This is a genomic window from Paenibacillus sp. FSL P2-0136 (genome assembly GCF_037975325.1).
GTDB classification, from domain to species: domain Bacteria; phylum Bacillota; class Bacilli; order Paenibacillales; family Paenibacillaceae; genus Paenibacillus_AQ; species Paenibacillus_AQ silagei.
On record NZ_CP150244.1, the window covers coordinates 4,193,321 to 4,214,306 of the forward strand.

Here is a 20,986-nt window from a genome sequence, read left to right on the forward strand (position 1 = left end):
CGTTTCACTTGGATTTGGGTAAAGTATTGCTTAGGGTTAGTTTACCCAAAAAGGTGGGAGAGAAGCAAAGAACAAAGAAACGGTTAAAACTCTTAAGTATTATCTAAATTAGCAAATTATAAAATCATGATTATTAAGTATAAGTATTTTCGATGATTCTCTTAGACTAGCATCACCAAATATAGTATTGCCTTCATAACGTAAGTCTCTCTATATCATTTAATTTCCCTCAGGCTAACAGAGACATCTTGGTTTAGACGCTTCAAAAATTAATACACAATACCTACAACTTTATTAGCAGTAAGAATTCCGCATTATTAAAATTCATTGCTCATCTTCGATTTATCAAGAATTAAATATTCTTTAATTGCAGTAGTTATTTGAGTGTCCTTAGTCAATCCAAATATATTATAAAAATCAATGAGAGATTTCCCTTCAGATTTGATGAGATCCAACAAAATTCTAGACCTAATTATTTTTTGCAAGTTAACCTTGGAAGATAGTCTTGTATAATTTTTTTGTCGATTATTTAATATCCCTAATAAATTATTTATTGAATTCTTATCTTTTCTGATGTAATCGAAGACATATTCATTATTGTTCTTTTTTGTCCTTCCATTTAATGAAATCAACAGATCGTATATTTCATTTATCATTTCAAACTTATCTTGGCTTAATCCTTTTGAAGTTGACCTAACATTCTTTATTAATCTATTTTGTAAATCTACATCAGCCCATAATAAATTGAATAAATGCTTTTGCTCAAACATGTAATTATAAGACATAAAAAGAATTAATCTTAGTTGTTGTTTTTCTGTTTTTTCATTATCATCTATTAGTTCTAATGCAGAACCAAAAATAAACTTAAAGTCATCAGCAGAAAGGAAGTCTAGCTCTTTTGGTTTTTTAGCTTTATATTTTTTCAACTCGTTTTTGATTTCCAGAAAAAAACTATCATTGATTTTTTCATTAAAATGATAGAAATGCAAAAGATTTGAAATAGCATATTTAGCAGTTGTACTTTTCCTAGAGGTTAAAAAGGCTTTTAAATCAGATTTGTTAAAAATATCAGTATAATCCTCAATCAATATTCTCAAAGCCAAGTGGTCTTGTATATATACTTCTAGATCATCAATATATCTCTTCTTTGTATCAGTTGTATTTGCACGATCTTTAAAATCAAGATATTTAGAAAAATCAGTTCTAACTGAATTAAAAATATACTCTTTAAACTTTTCCAAATTTTCCACTCCAATTTTTTCATATATACTTATTTATCGCGCTTAACATTCCAGTTAAAGCCGATAATCCACTATAACTAATCTTTTAGTTTCACTCTGATCTTTTAATAAGAAAAACTTCAAATTCATCACTACATCTTATCATTTTATCGTTAAATATTATTAAGAACTTATCAACCGTTCCAATTACTCTCACCACATTCCTGGTATCTATAAGAGTTCTAATAATCATTCCCTTCTTCCGTCTTAATAACCTCCCTTTTAAACTCAGTGACGGAGCATAATGATCCAAATAGAACACCTTTCCTTGAGGATAAATGAATTGGCTTTCATTATATTCATCGAATATTTGTTCTTCTATATCTCTTTTATCTGAAGGATATCCGCTCCCATAATACGCACAATAATCATACAATATATCCCACAGGTTCTCGCAGGCCTCTTCTCCCCGTAAGTCAAACTTCACAAACCTCTCAATAAATGTTTCAGGGTCTTCTCTGTATTTCTTATGTAATAGTTTCTTTTGAAGTCTATGTGTGTTATTTTTCTCATTCGACCTAACAATATAACTCTTCATCACATTACCAACTCCGTAAATTTCTTCACGAAGTATTCTATCCGTTTCCCAAGTAAGGGTAAGAGGAATCTTATTGACTACAAACAACGGCATAATCGGCCTCCCTTTTTCATCTATACACCATGCAAAGTTTGTTTATAATTAGTGTAGTCAGAATAGGCGTAATTAGGAGATTTAAAAAGTTCATTCCTATACAACAACCCCTCGGAAGTTTTTATTGTCTTAATATTGATGTAACATTCTTGTATTCATGCTCTTCAGCGGCGTACATTAACATAGATGCCAAAATCACAAAACTAAATTATTTCTAATTACTTAATTGCCTTAAATTTAAAATCGTCATTGAGTATCAAGCTATTAAAAATCGAATAATTAGCGATGATTACAAAGAAAATAAGTAACGAGAACTTAAAGTTATCATCAATTGCTGTTAATAGTAGCTTTTCTTTTTCTAGTAAAGGTTCTATCCCGACTAACACTGACATTAAACCAGAGAAGTAAACAAATATAATATGTGTATAATGATACCACCTTCTAAAGGTGAGTTCGTTCCAGATTCTCTTTGATATAAAAAAAATAATGAATGTCAAAACCAAGGATAGAGATGAAGAAACAAATACTACAGCGATAAGTAAACGTAAAGGGTGGTTCACTGTATTCAATTTATCAACTACCTGTGCTCCATAATAAAAAGTTAATGAATACATAACAAAATATAAAAAAGGAATCATAAAGAATTTAGCGACAAACTTGTCCATTGAGTCTCCCACCTATTTTTCACTTTTTTCACTTCTGTAATAACCTTCATTGAATTAATTAACATATTTGCCGGATGCGCTTACGCCATCTTTAGTTTATTAAAATCCACCTGATTTAGTCTAGTAAAACGCCAAGGAATTCATTCTGATAAAAGTCCATGTTCAAATGAGATCTTGTATAAGTCTAGCAATATAAGTTCCATTACATCTATAATTTCGAAGCAAAATTTATTGTTTACAACAATGATATAGTTGCCTCCCTCGAAAACATTCTCCAATTTTCCAATAATTCTTCTAAGTTCAGTTTTTTTAGAATATTCTTCAATATCTCCACCATTATGCACAATACAATTTCTTATTTGAATGGCATTTTTAACATATTGCCAATTTTTTGAGTCAAATGAAATATCCACACCACAAATCTTTCTTAAATATATTTGTGTTTTTTCTACTCCTGTTCCTCTAAGATCAGATAAATTCAGTTCAATATTATTATTTATTTGAATGGATTTTATTAATAATACTAACTGATTTTCAAAATATGAAAAAATTGATACTAATAGTGAATTACGCAAAATTCCAGGTAATCCAGAGTACTTATGAATCTCTTCAAATCTACCATCAAAAATACTCTCCCATGTGTCCTCCATTGAAGAATCAATTGCATACCTTTGATTAACCAAATGTATTTGTTCTTCGAGATGCTCCTCTACTAACTTCGCGTATAGTCTGATTTCCTGTAGAGGATTAATAATCCGATAATTTATATAGCTCATATATTATGACCTCCATACCCGATGCGTATATGTGATATTATTCAAACTCTTTTGTTTCTTCATTGTATTTTGCTGCCTTTTTCATTATTTCTATAGCTTTATTTGTACTATCTTTAGATTTAGCATATATTCCCTCTAAATTTGAATACTTTTGGTTAAGTAAAGTCAATAAATCATTGGTAAGTAATCCACATGTCCAATATACCGTAGTCTTTAAGGAAGAATAATGTTGCAATAAATCGTTAGGATTGGATAACTTTGTCCCTGGTGAGAAAACTCCTAAGTGAAATAGAGAACCATACAATGTGCCGTGCAATGCTTCTGAAGCATCCTCATAAATATTTAGATTACACATCATCATGATGCTTGGCTCTATATTTGTTCTTTCGCTAATAATATCAATTCGTTTATCTAAAGAAATTGGTGTCCAGTGTGTTATTTCTTTACCAGATTTACTTGTAAATCGATTTAAGGCTTCATTTAAATTTGGAAGAGATACACTGTCTTTGCCTGTATAGACGAATTGAACCTTGCCTGTTGTTGTTTCAATTGAACGATCCAACCTTCTGTATGCTTTCTGGGTGGTATGTAATTGGAAAGAATTTAATTCAGCTTCATCGCAAACTTGTAAATACATAAAATTAATCATTCTTTCAACATAGGACCTAGCTATCATATACATATCATTTATTAAATTACATTCACCCAATAGGGACATGGACTTAGAGTTCTCAATCAATGAAACTAACAATGGATAATTTCTTTTAATTCGTTTCTCATCTACATTGTTCAAATCTCTTAAAAGCTCTACTCCTCCAACAAAAAATTTATTCATATTCGTTAATAATTCTTCCGTAAAGAATGGACTATCTTCCATTATTATTCCCGCTTTCAATTATGATTTAAAAAAACCTTTTATTCCCTTTTTTGCGAAAAAGCGCCGTTTCTAATTATCTTTAAAATGAAGATGCTTAAATTAGACTTGTTGGTTCAGAATCTACTGAATTCCATGTGGCAAATGGAGTATATAAATGTATACTCGGCATTAGCATTAATGCCGTCTTCCTTACTGCAATATAGTAAAGCAAAGCAGTCTCTGTATCAAACAAATGTGTATCTTTGTGCTGTTCTAAGTTATGTTTAGCGTTATTATACGGTCTGATAACTAACTTCAAGGTTTCATACAAATGTTTTTCTAATTTTACCTTTGCTAAAGGAAGGGCAAGTGCTTGGCCTAATGGATACCTACGGATAGTAAATAATCTCTTTATCATTGATTCTAAATGCAATCCACTCATATGAATTATTTCTCTGGTAACCCAGTCAAAATCTCCAAGCTTCAGCTTTAGATAAGCATAAATATATTGAATAGGCCGAAAAATATCTCGGTCCTCTCTCTCATATCGTCCGGTGTCTCCAATATTGATGTTGTGAATTCCTGCACCGCCAATCTTTGTGTCGATTTCAAGCATTGCAGAGAACATATTTTTGCGATTATTGGCAATGAGCCTGACATCTCGTATCTCTTATGAAGTTAACAGCTTACCTGCAATATCAATAATGTAATTTCTCAAACAATCACCCCTAGCTTTCATTTTTAAAATATGCAATCATTCATCATATATAGATATTATATACTTTTAGTAATATTTTCCATTATTTCGATGCTTATGTACAGGGCAAAAGTATGGCGAATAAAAAAAGCCACCATCACAAGGCAGCTTTATTAGTAGTATTTTATTGATTTACACGAACATCCCATCAGTGGCAGGTCGTTTAAAGCCACAACTACGAATACCCAACAGATAGGAAGATTGGCTTGTTGTCACGCTTCGCGACTTCAAAAGCTTCTTCCGACCAAGGGAACCAGTTCACCGGATTATATGCGTGTTGCAGCAGATACGGCGACTTTTCCTTGGCTAATCTATTGGGTACTTTGTGAGTTGTCATGTGGCATCACCTCGTTTCGGCTAATTTGAGTAAAGTATTGCTTAAGGTTAGTTTACCCAAAAAGGTGGGTGGAGGGCTCAGGAGTAGAAAAAAAGGTACTCCAAGAGGATCGGAATACCTTTTCTCATTTACTATTGTTTCGAGCTATATCTTATATTTAATACACAGAATTGTTTCAGATTCTTTATACTATCTAATAATATAGATTTAATTAAAGATGCTCCAGAGTTTCTTACTGAACCTCAGAGATAGTTTAGTAGTTATTCTCGATCCGGCTTTAGTATTTTACAATTTAATCATTTAAAGTCAAAGTGATATTTCAAAGTTATTACGGTCGTCTTCATGAAGTATGGTATTAATACAGTTAAAATCACTGGAGTAAAACGCTCACTCTTACACACCGAACTCTTATTGCCCGATGCGTGAGTATGTTGTTTTCAGAAAAATTCATCTCCTTGAAATAACTTCACTGTGATTGATTTCTGATCTTTTTACTTAATTGATTGAAGATATATTCTTCATATTCATCGTCAACGCTATTTAAACAAAACATAAAAGCTTCAATAAAATCCAAGTCAACACTTGGATTTCCTTCATAGAAATATCGCCAAATTGTAAACGAGTTCTTATGGAAAATTAAGAGCTCATAAAAATTCTTCTCATCAATGTAATCAGCTACATTTAGAATTTCGGACTTTTTATTATAAGCATTAATGGTTCTACTTACAATTTCATTCTTTTGGCTTTTATCAAGCATAAATAATAATTCATTTAAATCATGTGACTTTACACTTTTATCATTACTAACCGCACATAGGTTCTTTAAAGCAAGTTCACATGAAAATGCAGCGGTTGTAATAGCCGGAACAAAATAAGCTGAAAAATATTCACTTGTAAAATCACAAACTTCAATATGTTTATCAATCAAGCATTTATATGATAGGTAATAAGCAATTGCTGTTGCGTCAATAATTCCTTCTACATTCTTCAATATATCACCTCGTTATTATTCTGATTTCTAAATAATTACAATTACAATAACTTAACATTCACAAAGTTCGCCAATCTTCAAATTCAATTAAATACAATCAAATCAGTATTCTAGATATGACTCAAAGACCTTACTCTTATTATACAATCGCAGGAAAATCAAATAACTTTAGTTTCACTCATAAAATTACTATATGGGCTTGTTTTCCTACTTAGCTTTAACAGAAATTTTTCAGACCAGTGCAAACAGTAAGGGTACTCTAACGTTGCTGAAAATACAGGGGATTTCCCCAAATAAGATATGGATAAATCATTCGTTAACAATAATCCCTTCTAATTCTTGGTCATAATACTCCAATGTATCCTCGATAAATTTCATTAGAATTTGTTCGTAAAAGGGTTCACTAACTTTAACCTTTTCAATAAGTTTTGTATTCTCGGAATTACAATGAAGACAAACTGGATTATGGTCCAATGTTTCAACAAAGTCTGCCATAATAATATTTTCTTCATTACATTTTTCACATTTAATAAGATGTAAATAATATTCTTTTAATTGATTCTCTATTCTATTTGGAAATAAATCTAATATAATCATTTCCTTTAATAGTGTAATGGCTCTCTTTAATATTTCCATACTAGAGAAAATCAAGTCAATTTTATTTCGGGTATCACTTATTGTCTTGCTAGAAATAACTTGTCCCTTAAATAGATCACTTACCTCAAAACTAAATTTTTTTGTTAAACTATCACTGTGGACTATCGAATTTCTAATTGTCTTTGCTTGTTGTATAGCATCCTCGTTATTATATAGCTCAAATATCTGCCTTATATGATCAGTCATTTCATATTTTTTATTAATAGCAACTTTCAAATTAACTGGAGTTAACACAGTTAATTCTTTTTTTAATTTCTTTTCAACTTCTTTTTTTTCTTCTTCTGATACCGGAAATCTCAAAATTTCTATATATCCACCTTCTTTTTTAACAGGAATACTAACAAAGAAATTTTCTTCAATAATCTTTTGTTTGATATCTTTACTTGAAATAAGTTCTGTGTGTAAAAATTCATTTAATGCAATAAATGTATAATCCCAACATGCTATTAATCTAAAAAAATAATGTTCCAAATGAAAACAGATTTTCTTTTCCGTTTTCTCATTTAGAGGAAGTGAAGTACAAATGCTTGCTGTTAGTGCTAAATCATTATTATAATAATTGACTACTTCATTTAGAAATGAAAGTCCATATATTGCAAGCATACTTTTGTATTTTGTATAAATGCTATTTGGAATTACAATGCTATACTCTTTCATTGCTTTTTTGATTTTAACTTTAGTTATAGTATTAAATGAATAATAGCCAATTGTTTTTCCAACAATATCCATTAGTTATCAGACACCTTTCATTTTCAATTTTAATCCAACCAACTAAGGGAGCCAGTTCACCAGATGTGTGCATGCTGCAGCAAATACGGTGACTTTTCCTTGGCTTTGAGTACTGAATTAACTCAATATTATCCTTTGTACTAACATCAAAATGTCATGCAACGCTCATCAAGTAAATGCTACATACTCTTAACAACAGTTTCCATTATTTTTATATTTATGTACAGGGTACAAGTATGGCGAATCAAAAAAACCACCATTAAAGGCAGCTTTATTATGTATTATTTTATTGATTCACACGAACATCTCATCAATGGCAAGTGCTATATCCAACAGACAAGAAGATCGGCTTGTTCTCTGCCTGCGCTTTGGCAAAAGCCTCCTCTCCCCATGGATACCAATCCACGGGGTTGTGGGCGTGTTGGAGCAGGTAAGGCGATTTTTCGTTCGCTAATCTATTGGGTGTTTTATGAGTCGTCACCAGGCGTCCCCTCATTTCGGATAATTTGGGTAAAGTGTTGTCTAGGGATAGTTTACCCAATTTGGTGGGGGAGGGCACAAGATATGAAAAAGACTACAAACAACAGAGAAGTATTTATTAATAAGCCGGAAATTCATGCTCATTAGGTTTTGGGACTGCATCGACATAAACCTATATATCGAAATCACTGATCTTCCATTGTCCGTCTTTCATCCGATTAATTGTAAAATGATTTGTCATTACTTTATCAAATATTGCTTGATTCTTCTGAAAATATTGCTGATTTCTTTGTACTGTTTCCACAATCATTTCATCTTTACTAACGGCTTTAACAGAGATTGATTTAAGATCATATATTTGTTTAAAACTTTGATGAGTTCCAAGAAGTTTTGCAACTTTCAAATTCAAATTATTACTTTTAACTAAGGAATTCTTTATCTTTACCTCATCCCCCTGTTCAACTTGAAGCAAGAATCGTTCAACTGCGTTTTGAGCCAGACTGGTTGCTGTGCCTAATCGCGCTTCTTTTATACTTGGATCCCATTCCATTTCCAACCCTGATACTTCAGCAATGAGTTGAAGTGGAATATAAGTGGTTCCATTGTGACTCTCAGCCCCGACCGTAAGTTTCCGCTGTTTACCATTAAGATATACAGTGCTATCCTCTGGCTTAAATCGAATTTCCTTACTTTCCAATTTCCCTGTGATTTCGTGTGTTTTCTGGTTCTCTACTACTTTGAACCCCAATCTTTCAAGTACATTGCGATAGGGTACTAATACAACTCCACTTTTCACAACAGGCAGTTTAGTGAGCTTGAATAACTCTCCATTAATACGCATTGAAGCTTTCCGCAGACCTATCTTAAACATGCCTATATTATCTGTAATTCCGATTAAGTCGCCCTCATTGTCCACAAGTAATTCAGTGAGGGTCAACGCTGAATTATTACGTAATAAACAGAACATTTCGTTTCCCATCTCATCTAATCCATAAATATTACCGTTAACATCCGAAAAAAACACATGTCCTTTTGAATTCGCAACAATATTTTCAGGTGGTCCATATTTCCTCAATTTATAGTTCCATTTTATTTTTCCCGATAAATTTTTTGCAATGAGATTTGCACCTTCACCAGTTTCATAAGAGCCTCCTTTCCATTTATTGAAATCATCATAATCTATAAATGAGCTTTGTAAGTTCCCCGCTATTTTCTCGCCATTTACCAGTTTGCCTTGATCATCCAACAAAATCTTCTTGTTGCCTATTTCAACAATGAGATACCCGTTTAAATCAGAAAAATAAATATCGTCTACATTTGTTGTGGTGCCCAAAAGACGATCCTCCGAAACCAAAATATCTGTTCCATACGTCCAATTTTTCTGTCCGGTTTTATTGTAAGAAACTATTCCTGTTTGTTCCAATACAATTATATTCTCATTATTATCCAACCAATAAATGTCTGAGAAAGGACTATTAGGCTTTACAAAGTTTAGAGTTGCCCGAACTGTTTCATCTGAATTGTATATTTTCAAATATCCATGCTGAGTAATAGTTGTTGGTTCTTCATCTATAATCTGAAGGGTGCTTGATTGATCATAAAATGTGGAAATAAGCGTCCCCCGCGCAGTGCGAGATACATTTGCCCGTTCATCAAAAAACATCCACTTTCTCTTTCCCTCGCCATCAACTGCAGTATAAATATCATTAAAGTCCGTATAATAAACCATTTTGTCCGAAAATTTATCAAAGCTAAATTGATGTGCACTGCGAATCGTCCATTTCCATTCATATGTACCGTTGGTCAGAAAATTCAGCGATGTGTTATTCTGCTCTCCATAACTATCATAAAATGTTACTGGGGGTACGATACTCTGTTCCTTTGTTAAATATTTTGATTTTGGGCTGGCTTCTGAAATTCCCATCTCTGAAAAACTAATAAATATCATGCAAAAAATAAGCAATCCTATTACTTTTCTCATAACAATCGTCCCTTCAAAATGCTTCTTATCACTTTATCTGACCGCTAAAACAATTTGAGCCGCTTTCAAGCCTTATGTATCACTAATTTCCAGATACTCTCCTCCCTATATAATTGGGTATTCCTTCCTACGAAGGATAGCATAAATCTATTTGTCAGCGGTATATAATTTACTCTATTGTCATGTTTTGTTTTATTAGATGTTTCAAAAGTCAAAACTAGCGAATAATTCGCTAAGATATGCTTGCGTTGGAGGTGTTCAATTATGTATCAACGTATCCGGGATTTACGCGAAGATAAGGATTTGAGGCAAACTCAAATGGCGGAGTATTTGCAATGCAGCCAGCGGATTTATAGTAATTATGAACGCGGTGATGTCGATATCCCTACGGCGATTCTGATCAAGCTGGCAGACTTTCATATGACGAGTACTGACTATTTACTTAACCGAACGAATCAAAAGAAACCTTACTCCAAAAGTTAAATTAGCATAATGCTTAAATACTGTAGGGTTCAAGATTATCTAAGAACAGACACCGATCAAAAAGCTCAGTGGCGAACCGCATGAGCTTTTTGTTCGGTGGCACTATTGCTTCAATTTAATACCCGATCAAAGAAAAGCTTTGGATCTAAAAGTAAATATTAACTCCATATTACTTTCTTATTTCAATTTAATATGAATATATCTTTCTTTTAAATACTGAATCATACTATCTTCAACGATCAAACAACTCACTTCATCACGTTTGCTAACTTTCCCAATCTTGGATAACCAGTTATGAGAACCTATAAACAAATACTTATCATCAACTAACAAAATTTTAGAATGAATAGGAGGAATATATTGAAGCGCTTCTCCCATTACCTCTTTAAGCTTTGAAATTGATAGTTCAATATCTGATTTTCTTCCAAATGCATAATCCTTCATAACAATACTATTGATATCATGGATATCGATTCCTTTTCCCCCTCTATATCCAAAACCAATTCGGATCTCCACGCTTTTAACCATCGCTGCCTCAACAATGTCAATAAACTCTTCATTAACCACGTACGGCATGATCCAAGGGGAGAAGATGACTATTGACTTTGTGGCATGACGCATTGCTTCTATCAATACCTGATAGTGTTCTTCTGGTGTTATAATTAGATGTTGCGGTATATGTTCACGAATGTATGCAGAAAATACTTCATTTTCATTCTCCATCTTATCAGTGGGAGTAGTAAACAACGCAAAGGAAATAGCTTCCAAATCGGAGCTTACAGTATGAAAGTGATCGTCATAGGGGCTAATACCTACACCCTTGTCCATAATAATCCTAAGAACATGATGCAAATGATTATGTTTAAGATTGGAAATAATATCAAGATTTCCAACCAACACAAACTGTTCCTTAGCACGGGATAAAGCTACATTTAGCATATTAGACCGACCCCCAATAAATGCAGCAAGTCCTTGTTTTTTCGAAATGTTACTATCGATGACTGAGCTGAAAATTATATATTTCTTTTCCTGCCCTTGGAAGGTATGTACAGTTCCGATATCTACTCCAGTAATAGCTGCTTGCAGTTTTTCTTTTTGTTTACTAAATGGAGTTATAATACCGATTTGCCCTTTAATATCTTCACCATACTCCTTCACATAAGCATCTACTAAATTCTTACACACCTGCACCTCCGAAAGATTAAAGTGGGCTCTGCCATCCTTTAAACCTCGTACGTCTATTGCTACCAAATTTCGTTCAAACAGCTTGTCATGGTTGTCTTTATTAATAATGGTAAGTATATTTCCATAAACATATTGATTCGAAAATAACATTATACTTTCCTCGCATCGGCGATGCTCGGTTAAGATCATTCCTTTTCTCTTTCCTTGGTAATCGCATTCGTATATATCAGAATTAAGATCAACGTAGCTTTGAGCACTATTGCGCTGCACACAGAGCGTATCATGATGTGTCTCCGGTATAGGCTGGAATTGCTCAATCACATTGCTTTTTAAGAGCCTTATAGGCTCTAATTGCTCAATATCCCCCACTATTATAGCTCTTCTGGATCGAAACAAAGGACTGCTCAAATAATGCGGCATAATCTGACCCGCTTCATCAACAAGTAAGGTGTCAATTAGTTGCGGCAACAAATGAAAGGTTCTCTCTCCGAAGGAATGTAAGGTAGAAGTGGTGACTGGAAAACAAAGAAACATTGTGTCCCAGAGACTTTGAATCCCTTTTGCATATTGAATGTCTCTCTTGTTTCCTTCATTGAAAAAAGGATTGAACCAGCTGCCTTCACATATCAAATTCAAGTTATGTATTACTTCTTCTGCATGTAGTAAGATGTACTGTTCTGTCACTCTCAAGGAAAGTAGATACAGCTCGTGGCGTTTTTTTAGAATAATAGGATTGCACGAAAAGTCAAATCTGCTGTTTAATGAGATTTTTTCTAACTCCCATTTATCAAAGAGTTCTTGTTCCTTTAACATCTGTGATTCCAACATTTCAATCGCTTTATAAAGAAATTGCAATTCCCGGGTCAAAGCCAGTTGTTCCATTTCTTGATCAGCAAGCTGTTCCTGAATCTCTAATACAGTCGAATTCACAACATTAAGATCGTTTATACATGATGGTAATCGCTTATTAAGTAATTCTTGCTCCTCGGCCTCTTTATTCTTGATCAAACGATTTTCAATATAAGTTTCAGATGGATATTCCTTAAAGAAAACTTTTCTTTTTGGAATAAGCCACCCAAACCAACTCCCCTTCTTCCACTTTAGATATTTCTCTAAAATGCTGTAGCCTTCCTTGATTTCTTCGGGTATGACTCGCAATCGCAACTTGGTTTCTTCCACTTTCTGTTCCAAATTTCTTATATTATGTTGTGAGTCTGTATATCTGTCCTTCAAATCATTCATTGATATTTCGAGTTCATTAACCCTTTTTTCAGCCCCCTCCCTTTCGCTTAAAAATCTTGATCTATCTTCAGTTATGCTTATAAATGTTATTTTATTATCACTATAGAAACGAACAAGCTCCTCTCTTCCTTCAATGAATCGCTCTATATCACCATACATATTTTCAAGTTTGTTATATGCATCATTAAATTGAGTTTTTACTTCAGGCAGAAGATATTGGTTGTATTCAGCTTCCAGCCCTTTAATAAACATAGGAACAAAATTCTTAATAAATGACTCTTTATTAGTGGAATTACCTAATCTTGCGCAAAAGAAGCCGTTAATTTGCTCGATTTCTTCTTTGTTAGTTACAAATTGAGAAAAGTATTCCACTTCTTTAAGTAGCTCTAGCCCAATATTATCCACGGCTTTATTGTTGGTGCTAGTTAGAACCATCGAGTAAGTTCGTTCACTACCAGTGATCGGATAACGATATAGTTCACTGCTTCTCTCCTTAAACCGCTCCCATGGCTGCTCCCATATTTCAATCAGCCCCCTTGCTTTTTTAACCATATTATCGGCAAAAATTTCTTTGAGCAGTGTGCTTTTCCCTGTACCTGGGGGACCGTTTACCGATAGAAGAGTGTAATTTCGAGCTGCATCAAGCGTATGCCACTGCTTCTCGTTGATCGGATAAGAACCAGAATAACTTCCATAATGAAATAACTTACCTTCTTCTGAGTTGTTATACTCTACAGTGGATTGTCCCCCTATTAAATAACTCGACAACAACTCTGGAAACTTTACTTTCTCTGAAACTAATTCAATAATACGTTGAATCTCCTTTTGAAAAATCGGTCTTGTCATGTCTTCCAATGTTTCATATGTAATAAATGCCTGATTAAGTTTCTGCCAGCCATCATAAGATTTAAAGTGTTCAAGGGTTTTCCCGTATCTTGATGATAGCTCTCTATTCAGAATATTTATGATTTCAAACATATTCGTTTGTTGTGTATAGTCATTTGCACTTAGCAATTCCTGTAAGTTAGTCTTTTCAAGCTCAGCAATCTCAGATGCTGAACAATTTGTGAGCTTAGCGATAATGATTTCTAAGCTTTCTCTATTGATAAAAAAACTATCCACCTGAAGTTTTTGATCCTCAAATCTGCACTTAAACGTGAACAGAGGCTTTATCGTTGTCTCTTGTTTCGTTTTTTTCTTTAAAAGTGGATAGCAAATTGTTGTGGTATCCACTAGTAAATTTTTTATAAATTCTTCAGTATTCACCCTATTATCCGCGTATACGAAGGAGATCCAGGATAAAAAGTCGGCTATCTCCATTTCTCCTGAAACAACAAGTTCAATACTAGATGTAAGCTCAACGTCGCTGTACTTTCCTTTCTTAAGCTGATTTTTTATATCCTTGTAATCCGTAACCTTTTTGAATATAGTGGTAACTTTCTTACGGAAAGAATATTCTTCTAAAGTACTGGTATTACCCAAATGATCATCATTAAAGAGCTCTCCTTCCACCTTTGAAAGCGAATTTTCCATTAATGCTGTCATTTTCTCATATTCAATAAAATACCTAAGTACGGTTCTCGCATCTAACAAGGAACTAACCTCCAAAAAAACAAATTTCTATAAGATAGTTTCATTATAGAACATTTAAAGATGTTCTATAAAGTTAGTTACCGATAAAAAAGCTCCTCCTATTTTTTAGCATAATCTTTAATGATAAAGGATTCACATGAACATCTCATCAATGACAAGTCAAATAACCTACAGATAAGAAGATCGGCTCGTTCTCCATCTACAGCTTCCTCCCCATGTATACCAATCCACAGTGTTGTGGGAATGGAGTAGTAATTTTTTGCGATACCTTCTGTTAGTGTAAAAAGTTCTTCTTCAAATTCCGAAATTTCTCTTCAATAACAAACAGTTTTTTTCACATTTGCTATATGCCTATAAAGTAATCTGTTTTCTATTAGTTCAATAATTTTCTATACTCAATATTAGATTTATATATATACCTAACTTTAGCATAATGGTAATATTTACTTGTTACATAATTACCCATTTCAGGAGGCATACATGAAAACAAAAAAATTCTTTTTAACCACCACAGCTTTGCTACTGTTCTCATTGTCTTTAGCTTCAACCGGCTTTGCCGGCAGCAATGAACAAGAAGCTTCAAACCTAAATAATGACGTGGAGATTCTTTATTCAAATAAAGAATTGGGGGGACCGCCAATTAACTACAATAGGTTCAAAACTTCTCAAGAAAATTACACACCAATTGTTGAAAGATCTTCAATTGCTACGGTGTATGATGAAAACGGTAACATTGTGGATACACACGTTATAGAGAAAAACACTACTGAAACTGAAGATAACAATATAAACTCCCGGGCTTCTTCCGGTAGATTATGTAGAGTCTTAGTTGCTGTTGATGAAGAATACCGTGCGAAACATAGTAATTGGATGTCATTAACAGAAAGTATAGTCGAGGGAGCAGACGATGCTTTCAACAGAGATTTTGGTATTGATTTAACAGTTGCAGCTTATCAATATTGGAATTCCAGTGGCAGCAGTGGTAAACAAATTCTAAATAATTTAATGTCTTCTTATTCATCAAATAGCTATGACTTTGTTATTGGTTTTACAGCCGAACCTGATTTCGTTGATAATTATGGTATTCAAATTTCCGGCACTGCTCAAGAAGTAACTAGCAATCCCATATATGGTAGCTATGCAGTAAACTGGGATCAGAATGATGTTTACTCTGACTGGCACTCTTTACAACATGAAATTTCTCATCTTTATTCGCTACAACACGATATTTCAGGACCTTCCCCTTTATGCATCATGAATTATGGAACCATGTATAGTACATCATATTGGGATACAGACCATTATAATCAAATTGCCGTAAGGGTTGGGTGGTATGGTACAAGCATAAACTAATTTTCGTGAGCGCCATAAACTTAGTTTATGGCGCTTTCTAAAAATTTCGGAGGGGTAAATTATGAAGAAACTTCTTTTCATTATATCCGTTTGTATTCTTTTAATTGGATGCTCAAATGACAATACTACAAGCAGCAATAATTTGTCCAATAGCGATCCCGTCACTTGGCTCACAATTGATGGAAAGAAATACTTTTATACCACTACTTATGACAGTATGGATGAGACCACACTAGAGGATACTGGAAACGTAACTGACAAAGAAGATGGAATTCAACTGGGTCTTAAAATCTACAAAAGCAATGACTTCGAAGACCGTTATTTCATAAAAAGCCAAGATTATGAAAACGCATGGCGGGAATATAAATTACGCGAATAACAATGTTCATCTCAACACATTCCTAAATTCTTCCGATAGGTGGACTACTCACCTCGTTCATACATACAGCTCGCTAGGTTGAATTCTGTGCTGACCTGTGTGCAGCAGCTCTGGCAAACGCCCTATGCGCTCAGCCAAGCGGGAGAGTTGTTGCTCATGAAAATAAGATAAGCCCGTATGAATCCGGTCCTGGAAAGGCTCAAGCCATCTCGCATCCAAGCTGTCCGGGCCGAAATACACCCCGAGCAGTGAGCCTGCTGTTGCTCCGAAGCTGTCGGTATCGTTGCCTTGCATGACCTGCTTGCATATTCCGTCTCCGGCATTGTCAGCAAAGCGAAAGGTATTTATCAAGGTGCCAATTTCCTGATACACCTGACAGTGGGAATAATCCGCGTACTTCTGATGGATGCCCTGATACGCTTCTAGCCAGTTATCTGCATTCGCTACGATCTGGAGACAATCCGCAGTAATCTCATAGAATCGGCTCCTTCTAGGGACGAATTGCAGTGCAGTTCTTATTATTTCAAGCGGATCGCGCAGAACGTGTGCGGCAGCAATTGCAGCGGCAATGAACATCGTGGCATAAATCCCCGTCCGGCGATGTGTAAAACTGGCATCACGCCAAGCCAGCTCGGCCGCAAGAGCGGGTTGACCAGGACAGGCATAACCGTAAGCATCTGCACGAATCGCCGCCCCGCATAATTCTGTATCTTGCACCAGGAAGTCGGGCCAAGCCTCTATTTCCGAATGATTGAATAATTCCCGGTCATGCTCCAAATAGCTAATCCCCGACCGAACCAGGATGGCCCTCTCCGGCCCCCAAGTTGTACTTATCGGGAGATGATTTATCCATAAATCTCTTAGGTTTCTTTTCGTAAACCCCTTACCGAATTGCTCTAACGCCATCATTCCCATTAAGGTGTAGTTGATATCATCATCAGGCGCCACATAGCGAATCCGCCCCCGTGTCGTCTCGAACCAGGACCAATGACGACGATCCAACGCATGGAGCGCTTCTTCCGAAATATAATCATTCAGCGGCCATTCCCCTACAGAGGTTAACGCTTGACGTAATTCCGACAAGGTGGGATTGACCTCAATCGGCTTGCCCAGCATTGAACCACAGACTGAAGCGAGGAAGCCTGCCTCTACACGCTTGGCACTGTCCTTCAGATTCAAGACTCCGATCTGGCCTAAAGGTCTATCCAGGTCACATTCCCGCCATATCTCCTCCAAATCGTCCGGCTCATAGTAAGGCCAGTTGTCCCGCATTGGAATGTCAGCCAAACTATGGGCGAATTCCAGATAAGCATCATAGCTTGCCGGAAGCTGTTCCAACCGGGCTAAATAACCGGAGGTTTGATGCCCCTGTGCAAATTTATTACGCAGAATTCCCTCTAATTGATGTTTTAGAAACGTTAGTGATGGTAGCATGTTGTATCTCCTTTATTATGATTGTCACAAAACCCCAACAACTTAGAAAAATAAACAGATTTCAAAAGTTCACTGTTTATCGCTTGAATCTCCTTAATAAATTCAATAATTTTAGTTCTTATCTCATTTATAAATTCACTTTTGTGTACTCTAATATTTGAGAATGACCCGTATGGTGCATCTATCAATAGGAACTTATCCGTTTGAATTAAATATCTATAGGGTATTTCATCATTTAACTCGCTTAAGATTAGAACCTCATCATCAACTTGTATTTCTAACCAGGTCCAGCAATTTTCAACATACTTCAAAGCTAAGTATTTATGCGAATTTAAGTAGTTGCAGGCATCAACAAGCAGATCTAAATTGGTTAGAATGAGTTCAGAATACAGATCTTTTGCTGATAAAGGCATGTCTGGAGACGGGTATGGAATGAATTCATGTCCGTCTACAATCATGGTAAATGGCCCATAGATCTGATGCCACTCTTTATCAAATGTCGCTGTATCCACCGCCCTCAGTTCCTCTACCTGATCTTCAAGCAACTCATACTTGATCTCAAATACTGGGTGCTTAGACACTATTACTTTCACCTCTTCTAGGATTTCTCCCAATACTCTATCGTCACATCTGAATATTCATCCTCGCTCAGAACAAATCCAAAGCCCAATTCCTCCGATACCACAATCAAGTCATTGTGCATTTCAGACATTAACTTCATAATCATTTCTCTACAATCCCGCAGTGGAACTGCTACAGCAAGCGGATAATTCAAATATAGCTGATCGCCAGTCCTTAGATTTGAACCAAACGTAAAAGTAGACGGGTAAAATAACACTACTGTATTCTCGTATCTCATAAAATAATCGAATATAAAATCAATCTGCGATTTAAGCATTTCTTGATCGTACTGGAACTTCAAAATTTGGATTTCATCCGTTTTAATACGCCCATACACTTTTTTACGGAATTCCTCAGACAGTTGATAATCAACGTAATCCTTTTCTGCAAGGTCAATGTCGTAGTACTTTTTCAAGTCACGCGTGAGCTGTCGTTTCGCTTGCTTTATTTTGTTGTTCTTAATTAATCCCTCTAACTTTACTCGTCTATCATCAGCCATAACATCACCTTCATTTACTCTAAACTATCCTCTTCACACCTGCTAAACATCATTTCAAAGTCACCGCTAGTGATAAAATGTGCAATCACCTCTTCAATCCGCCTACGGCTGCACTCGTCCACAAGCACCATATCACTTCCCCGAAAATACTTGCCATATAAGCACTCACCCGTTTGTTTATTCTTGTCAGCCAGTGTCTGAATGTTCTGGTATGTAAAAAATGAAGCCACCCACCTTGAGCCGTCTTCAAAGGTTACTATAGCATCCGTGTTACCATCAACGATGTTCCATTCCCCTTCAGCCCATTCTTCAGCTTCAATCCAAATAGAATAATTCATTTCATTCACCCTAGCCCCTCCCCAAGCCTGCCTCACAAAATAAACACAACCGCAATCACCAAATACGAATACCGCACATTCTTTCTCAACATTATGTATATCGTTCCGTAAAGTAGTGACATGAAGAACGCATAAATCCCCGTCGGGCCGCCCTGGAGCAGAATGTGGATCAAGCCCCAAGTGAGTGCGAGGAACATCCCGCCGTAGGGCAGACCGTCTCTTTTGAAAAGAGTCTCACCGAATTTCTGCCCAAACGCAATCGTTAACAGGATCAGAGCCGCTTCGAATAAGTAATAGATATTCTGAAAAACGAATCTTACCGCGTCCTTGTACTCCTGAACCGGCTTAAAGCCCTCCCATACGACAGTAGTCGCTGCAATGGCGATCACCGAAACCACAATCGCGAGCAACCACCCCCTGGCGTCCGGTGTAGCGTTCAACTTCATGATGTCAAAATCGTGTTTCCGCTTGGAGAGCTGGATCAGAAATACGGCCATACTCCCCCACAACAAGCAGGTAATTCCCCAATGAATACATTGATGAAGGAGCGTATAATCAGAACTTTTCACCCCCAAGACGGATGGTAATATCATCAACAATACCACTTCAAGACCAAACCCTGCAAACGCATACAATGCTAAAGACAGATAATCGCTCGCTCCAATCTTCTTCTCCACCATCCCGGCATCCCCCATCATCCGCATCCTCCAGTTCAACTTAATTCACCTTCATGTGGAAATCTCATCCCTCCACGCTCACCAATCTACCGCTAATCCCCCTCATACTTCCTCATAATCCCCCGCACATATGCCTTGAACCCATTTCGTATCTCTGGCGGCCCCAGCACTTCACATTTATCTCCAAAGGCAAGCAGCCGGTCGTAGCCATAGTCATTCGCAATAATAGGATACTTGGCCCAGCAGTGGTGTTCATCCACCCGCAGGATATGGTCGGCGCCGAACCGTTCGATCACCCGATCCATGACAGAGCGGTCCAGCCGGACCGTAACCTCCACCCATCCCTGGTTCAGCCAATCTCCTCCGTCCATGGGGAGAGGGGTGAATGCTCTCGGAACGAACTGCTCCTTCGTCACTTGGAGACCGCTCATTCTGGCCAGCTTGAAGATACGGTAGTCCTGCTTATCGAGACAATAGGCTTGCAAGTACCAGCTCCTCTCCTTGAAAACCACCTGATACGGCTCCACCCGCCGTTCACTGCTCTGCCCCCGCGCATCCGTATACGCAAAAGCCAGCACAGCGTGCTCATTCATCGCCGTCTCGATCATCCCGAACAGGCTGCGCAGCGACTCGTTTCCTTGATTCAAGGACAGATCCATGACGAACGGCGCATTCGGCTGGCCCTCTGCATTGTCCGGGTAGAGAGCGTTCAACTTCTCCGCTACATACACCATTTCCCTTCTTCCAAAAAGCTGCTTGTAGCTGTGCAATCCATTCTGCAGGTTCTGAATTTCTTGCGGGGTGAACAGGGTTTTGCCCACTTTGTAGGATTTCATCAAGCCGACACCGCCCCACGCTCCCATAAGCGTATAGATGGGCAGGCCGGCTCTATTCAGCGTTTCAATATCCCGGTAAATCGTTCGTCTGCTGACTTCGAGACGCTCTGCTAACTCGCGCGCACTAATCTGCTCATGCTCCAGCAGGATCATAATTAGCGCAATCAAGCGATCCATTTTCATGATGACCACCTCTAATCAAGTAT

The 20,986-nt window shown here is 36.3% G+C and carries 20 protein-coding genes and 1 pseudogene; 3 read left to right on the forward strand and 18 right to left on the reverse strand.

The genetic code is table 11. The annotated features are described in order from the left end of the window. Positions 1 to 317: 317 nt before the first annotated feature. The 11 genes and pseudogenes from NYE26_RS17725 to NYE26_RS17775 form a co-directional block, all read right to left on the reverse strand. Complete coding sequence (locus NYE26_RS17725) at positions 318 to 1,241, reverse strand: hypothetical protein (protein WP_339249084.1); 924 nt, start codon at positions 1,239 to 1,241, stop codon at positions 318 to 320. A gap of 91 nt (positions 1,242 to 1,332) precedes the next feature. After that, the gene (locus NYE26_RS17730; protein ID WP_339249086.1) at positions 1,333 to 1,911 is read right to left on the reverse strand and encodes a hypothetical protein; all 579 of its coding nucleotides are present in this window, start codon (positions 1,909 to 1,911) and stop codon (positions 1,333 to 1,335) included. Between the two features lie 218 nt (positions 1,912 to 2,129). Next, a complete protein-coding gene (locus tag NYE26_RS17735) occupies positions 2,130 to 2,576 on the reverse strand; it encodes a hypothetical protein (RefSeq protein ID WP_209992670.1) in 447 nt (148 codons plus the stop codon). Between the two features lie 140 nt (positions 2,577 to 2,716). After that, the gene (locus NYE26_RS17740) at positions 2,717 to 3,352 is read right to left on the reverse strand and encodes a hypothetical protein (RefSeq protein WP_339249087.1); all 636 of its coding nucleotides are present in this window, start codon (positions 3,350 to 3,352) and stop codon (positions 2,717 to 2,719) included. 37 nt (positions 3,353 to 3,389) lie between these two features. Then, positions 3,390 to 4,229 carry a DUF5677 domain-containing protein gene (locus tag NYE26_RS17745; RefSeq protein WP_339249089.1) on the reverse strand — a complete coding sequence of 280 codons (840 nt, stop codon included), beginning with the start codon at positions 4,227 to 4,229 and terminating at the stop codon, positions 3,390 to 3,392. A gap of 94 nt (positions 4,230 to 4,323) precedes the next feature. Beyond that, complete coding sequence (locus NYE26_RS17750) at positions 4,324 to 4,836, reverse strand: hypothetical protein (RefSeq protein ID WP_339249090.1); 513 nt, start codon at positions 4,834 to 4,836, stop codon at positions 4,324 to 4,326. Positions 4,837 to 5,140: 304 nt separating this feature from the next. Next, on the reverse strand, positions 5,141 to 5,302 hold the full coding sequence (locus tag NYE26_RS17755) for a DUF255 domain-containing protein (RefSeq protein WP_339249092.1): 162 nt from the start codon (positions 5,300 to 5,302) through the stop codon (positions 5,141 to 5,143). Positions 5,303 to 5,768: 466 nt separating this feature from the next. Beyond that, complete coding sequence (locus NYE26_RS17760) at positions 5,769 to 6,293, reverse strand: hypothetical protein (RefSeq protein WP_339249094.1); 525 nt, start codon at positions 6,291 to 6,293, stop codon at positions 5,769 to 5,771. A gap of 309 nt (positions 6,294 to 6,602) precedes the next feature. After that, positions 6,603 to 7,679, reverse strand: coding sequence for a hypothetical protein (locus tag NYE26_RS17765; protein WP_339249096.1), 1,077 nt, complete (start codon positions 7,677 to 7,679; stop codon positions 6,603 to 6,605). A 313-nt stretch (positions 7,680 to 7,992) separates the two neighbouring features. Next, positions 7,993 to 8,175, reverse strand: a pseudogene (locus tag NYE26_RS17770) (DUF255 domain-containing protein); the annotation flags it as partial. Positions 8,176 to 8,331: 156 nt separating this feature from the next. Next, positions 8,332 to 10,140 carry a copper amine oxidase N-terminal domain-containing protein gene (locus NYE26_RS17775; protein ID WP_339249098.1) on the reverse strand — a complete coding sequence of 603 codons (1,809 nt, stop codon included), beginning with the start codon at positions 10,138 to 10,140 and terminating at the stop codon, positions 8,332 to 8,334. Positions 10,141 to 10,404: 264 nt separating this feature from the next. Between NYE26_RS17775 and NYE26_RS17780 the strand changes: the two genes are divergently transcribed. Beyond that, complete coding sequence (locus tag NYE26_RS17780) at positions 10,405 to 10,623, forward strand: helix-turn-helix transcriptional regulator (protein ID WP_339249100.1); 219 nt, start codon at positions 10,405 to 10,407, stop codon at positions 10,621 to 10,623. Between the two features lie 177 nt (positions 10,624 to 10,800). Here the strand turns inward: NYE26_RS17780 and NYE26_RS17785 are convergent, their stop codons facing one another. Further along, positions 10,801 to 14,643 (reverse strand): AAA domain-containing protein, encoded by a 3,843-nt coding sequence (locus NYE26_RS17785; RefSeq protein ID WP_339249101.1) that lies wholly within the window; start codon positions 14,641 to 14,643, stop codon positions 10,801 to 10,803. A gap of 480 nt (positions 14,644 to 15,123) precedes the next feature. Here NYE26_RS17785 and NYE26_RS17790 point away from each other — a divergent pair, with 480 nt between their 5' ends. Both NYE26_RS17790 and NYE26_RS17795 read left to right on the forward strand, forming a co-directional pair. Further along, entirely contained in the window at positions 15,124 to 15,996 is an 873-nt protein-coding gene (locus NYE26_RS17790; RefSeq protein ID WP_339249103.1) for a M12 family metallo-peptidase, read from the forward strand. Between the two features lie 61 nt (positions 15,997 to 16,057). Further along, positions 16,058 to 16,375, forward strand: a complete 318-nt coding sequence (locus NYE26_RS17795; RefSeq protein WP_339249104.1) for a hypothetical protein — start codon at positions 16,058 to 16,060, stop codon at positions 16,373 to 16,375. A 57-nt stretch (positions 16,376 to 16,432) separates the two neighbouring features. Here NYE26_RS17795 and NYE26_RS17800 read toward each other — a convergent pair whose 3' ends face one another. The 6 genes from NYE26_RS17800 to NYE26_RS17825 all read right to left on the reverse strand — a co-directional run bounded on the left by NYE26_RS17800 (position 16,433) and on the right by NYE26_RS17825 (position 20,963). Beyond that, complete coding sequence (locus NYE26_RS17800) at positions 16,433 to 17,809, reverse strand: ADP-ribosylglycohydrolase family protein (RefSeq protein WP_339249106.1); 1,377 nt, start codon at positions 17,807 to 17,809, stop codon at positions 16,433 to 16,435. After that, positions 17,794 to 18,423 (reverse strand): hypothetical protein, encoded by a 630-nt coding sequence (locus tag NYE26_RS17805; protein WP_339249107.1) that lies wholly within the window; start codon positions 18,421 to 18,423, stop codon positions 17,794 to 17,796. Before NYE26_RS17805 ends, NYE26_RS17800 begins: the two co-directional genes overlap by 16 nt. Further along, the gene (locus tag NYE26_RS17810; protein ID WP_339249108.1) at positions 18,408 to 18,929 is read right to left on the reverse strand and encodes a hypothetical protein; all 522 of its coding nucleotides are present in this window, start codon (positions 18,927 to 18,929) and stop codon (positions 18,408 to 18,410) included. The genes NYE26_RS17805 and NYE26_RS17810 overlap by 16 nt, the downstream gene beginning before the upstream one ends. Before the next feature lie 14 nt (positions 18,930 to 18,943). After that, a complete protein-coding gene (locus tag NYE26_RS17815; protein ID WP_339257524.1) occupies positions 18,944 to 19,267 on the reverse strand; it encodes a hypothetical protein in 324 nt (107 codons plus the stop codon). A 32-nt stretch (positions 19,268 to 19,299) separates the two neighbouring features. Beyond that, complete coding sequence (locus tag NYE26_RS17820) at positions 19,300 to 19,965, reverse strand: hypothetical protein (protein WP_339249109.1); 666 nt, start codon at positions 19,963 to 19,965, stop codon at positions 19,300 to 19,302. A 71-nt stretch (positions 19,966 to 20,036) separates the two neighbouring features. Beyond that, a complete protein-coding gene (locus NYE26_RS17825) occupies positions 20,037 to 20,963 on the reverse strand; it encodes a YafY family protein (protein WP_339249111.1) in 927 nt (308 codons plus the stop codon). Positions 20,964 to 20,986 lie beyond the last annotated feature (23 nt).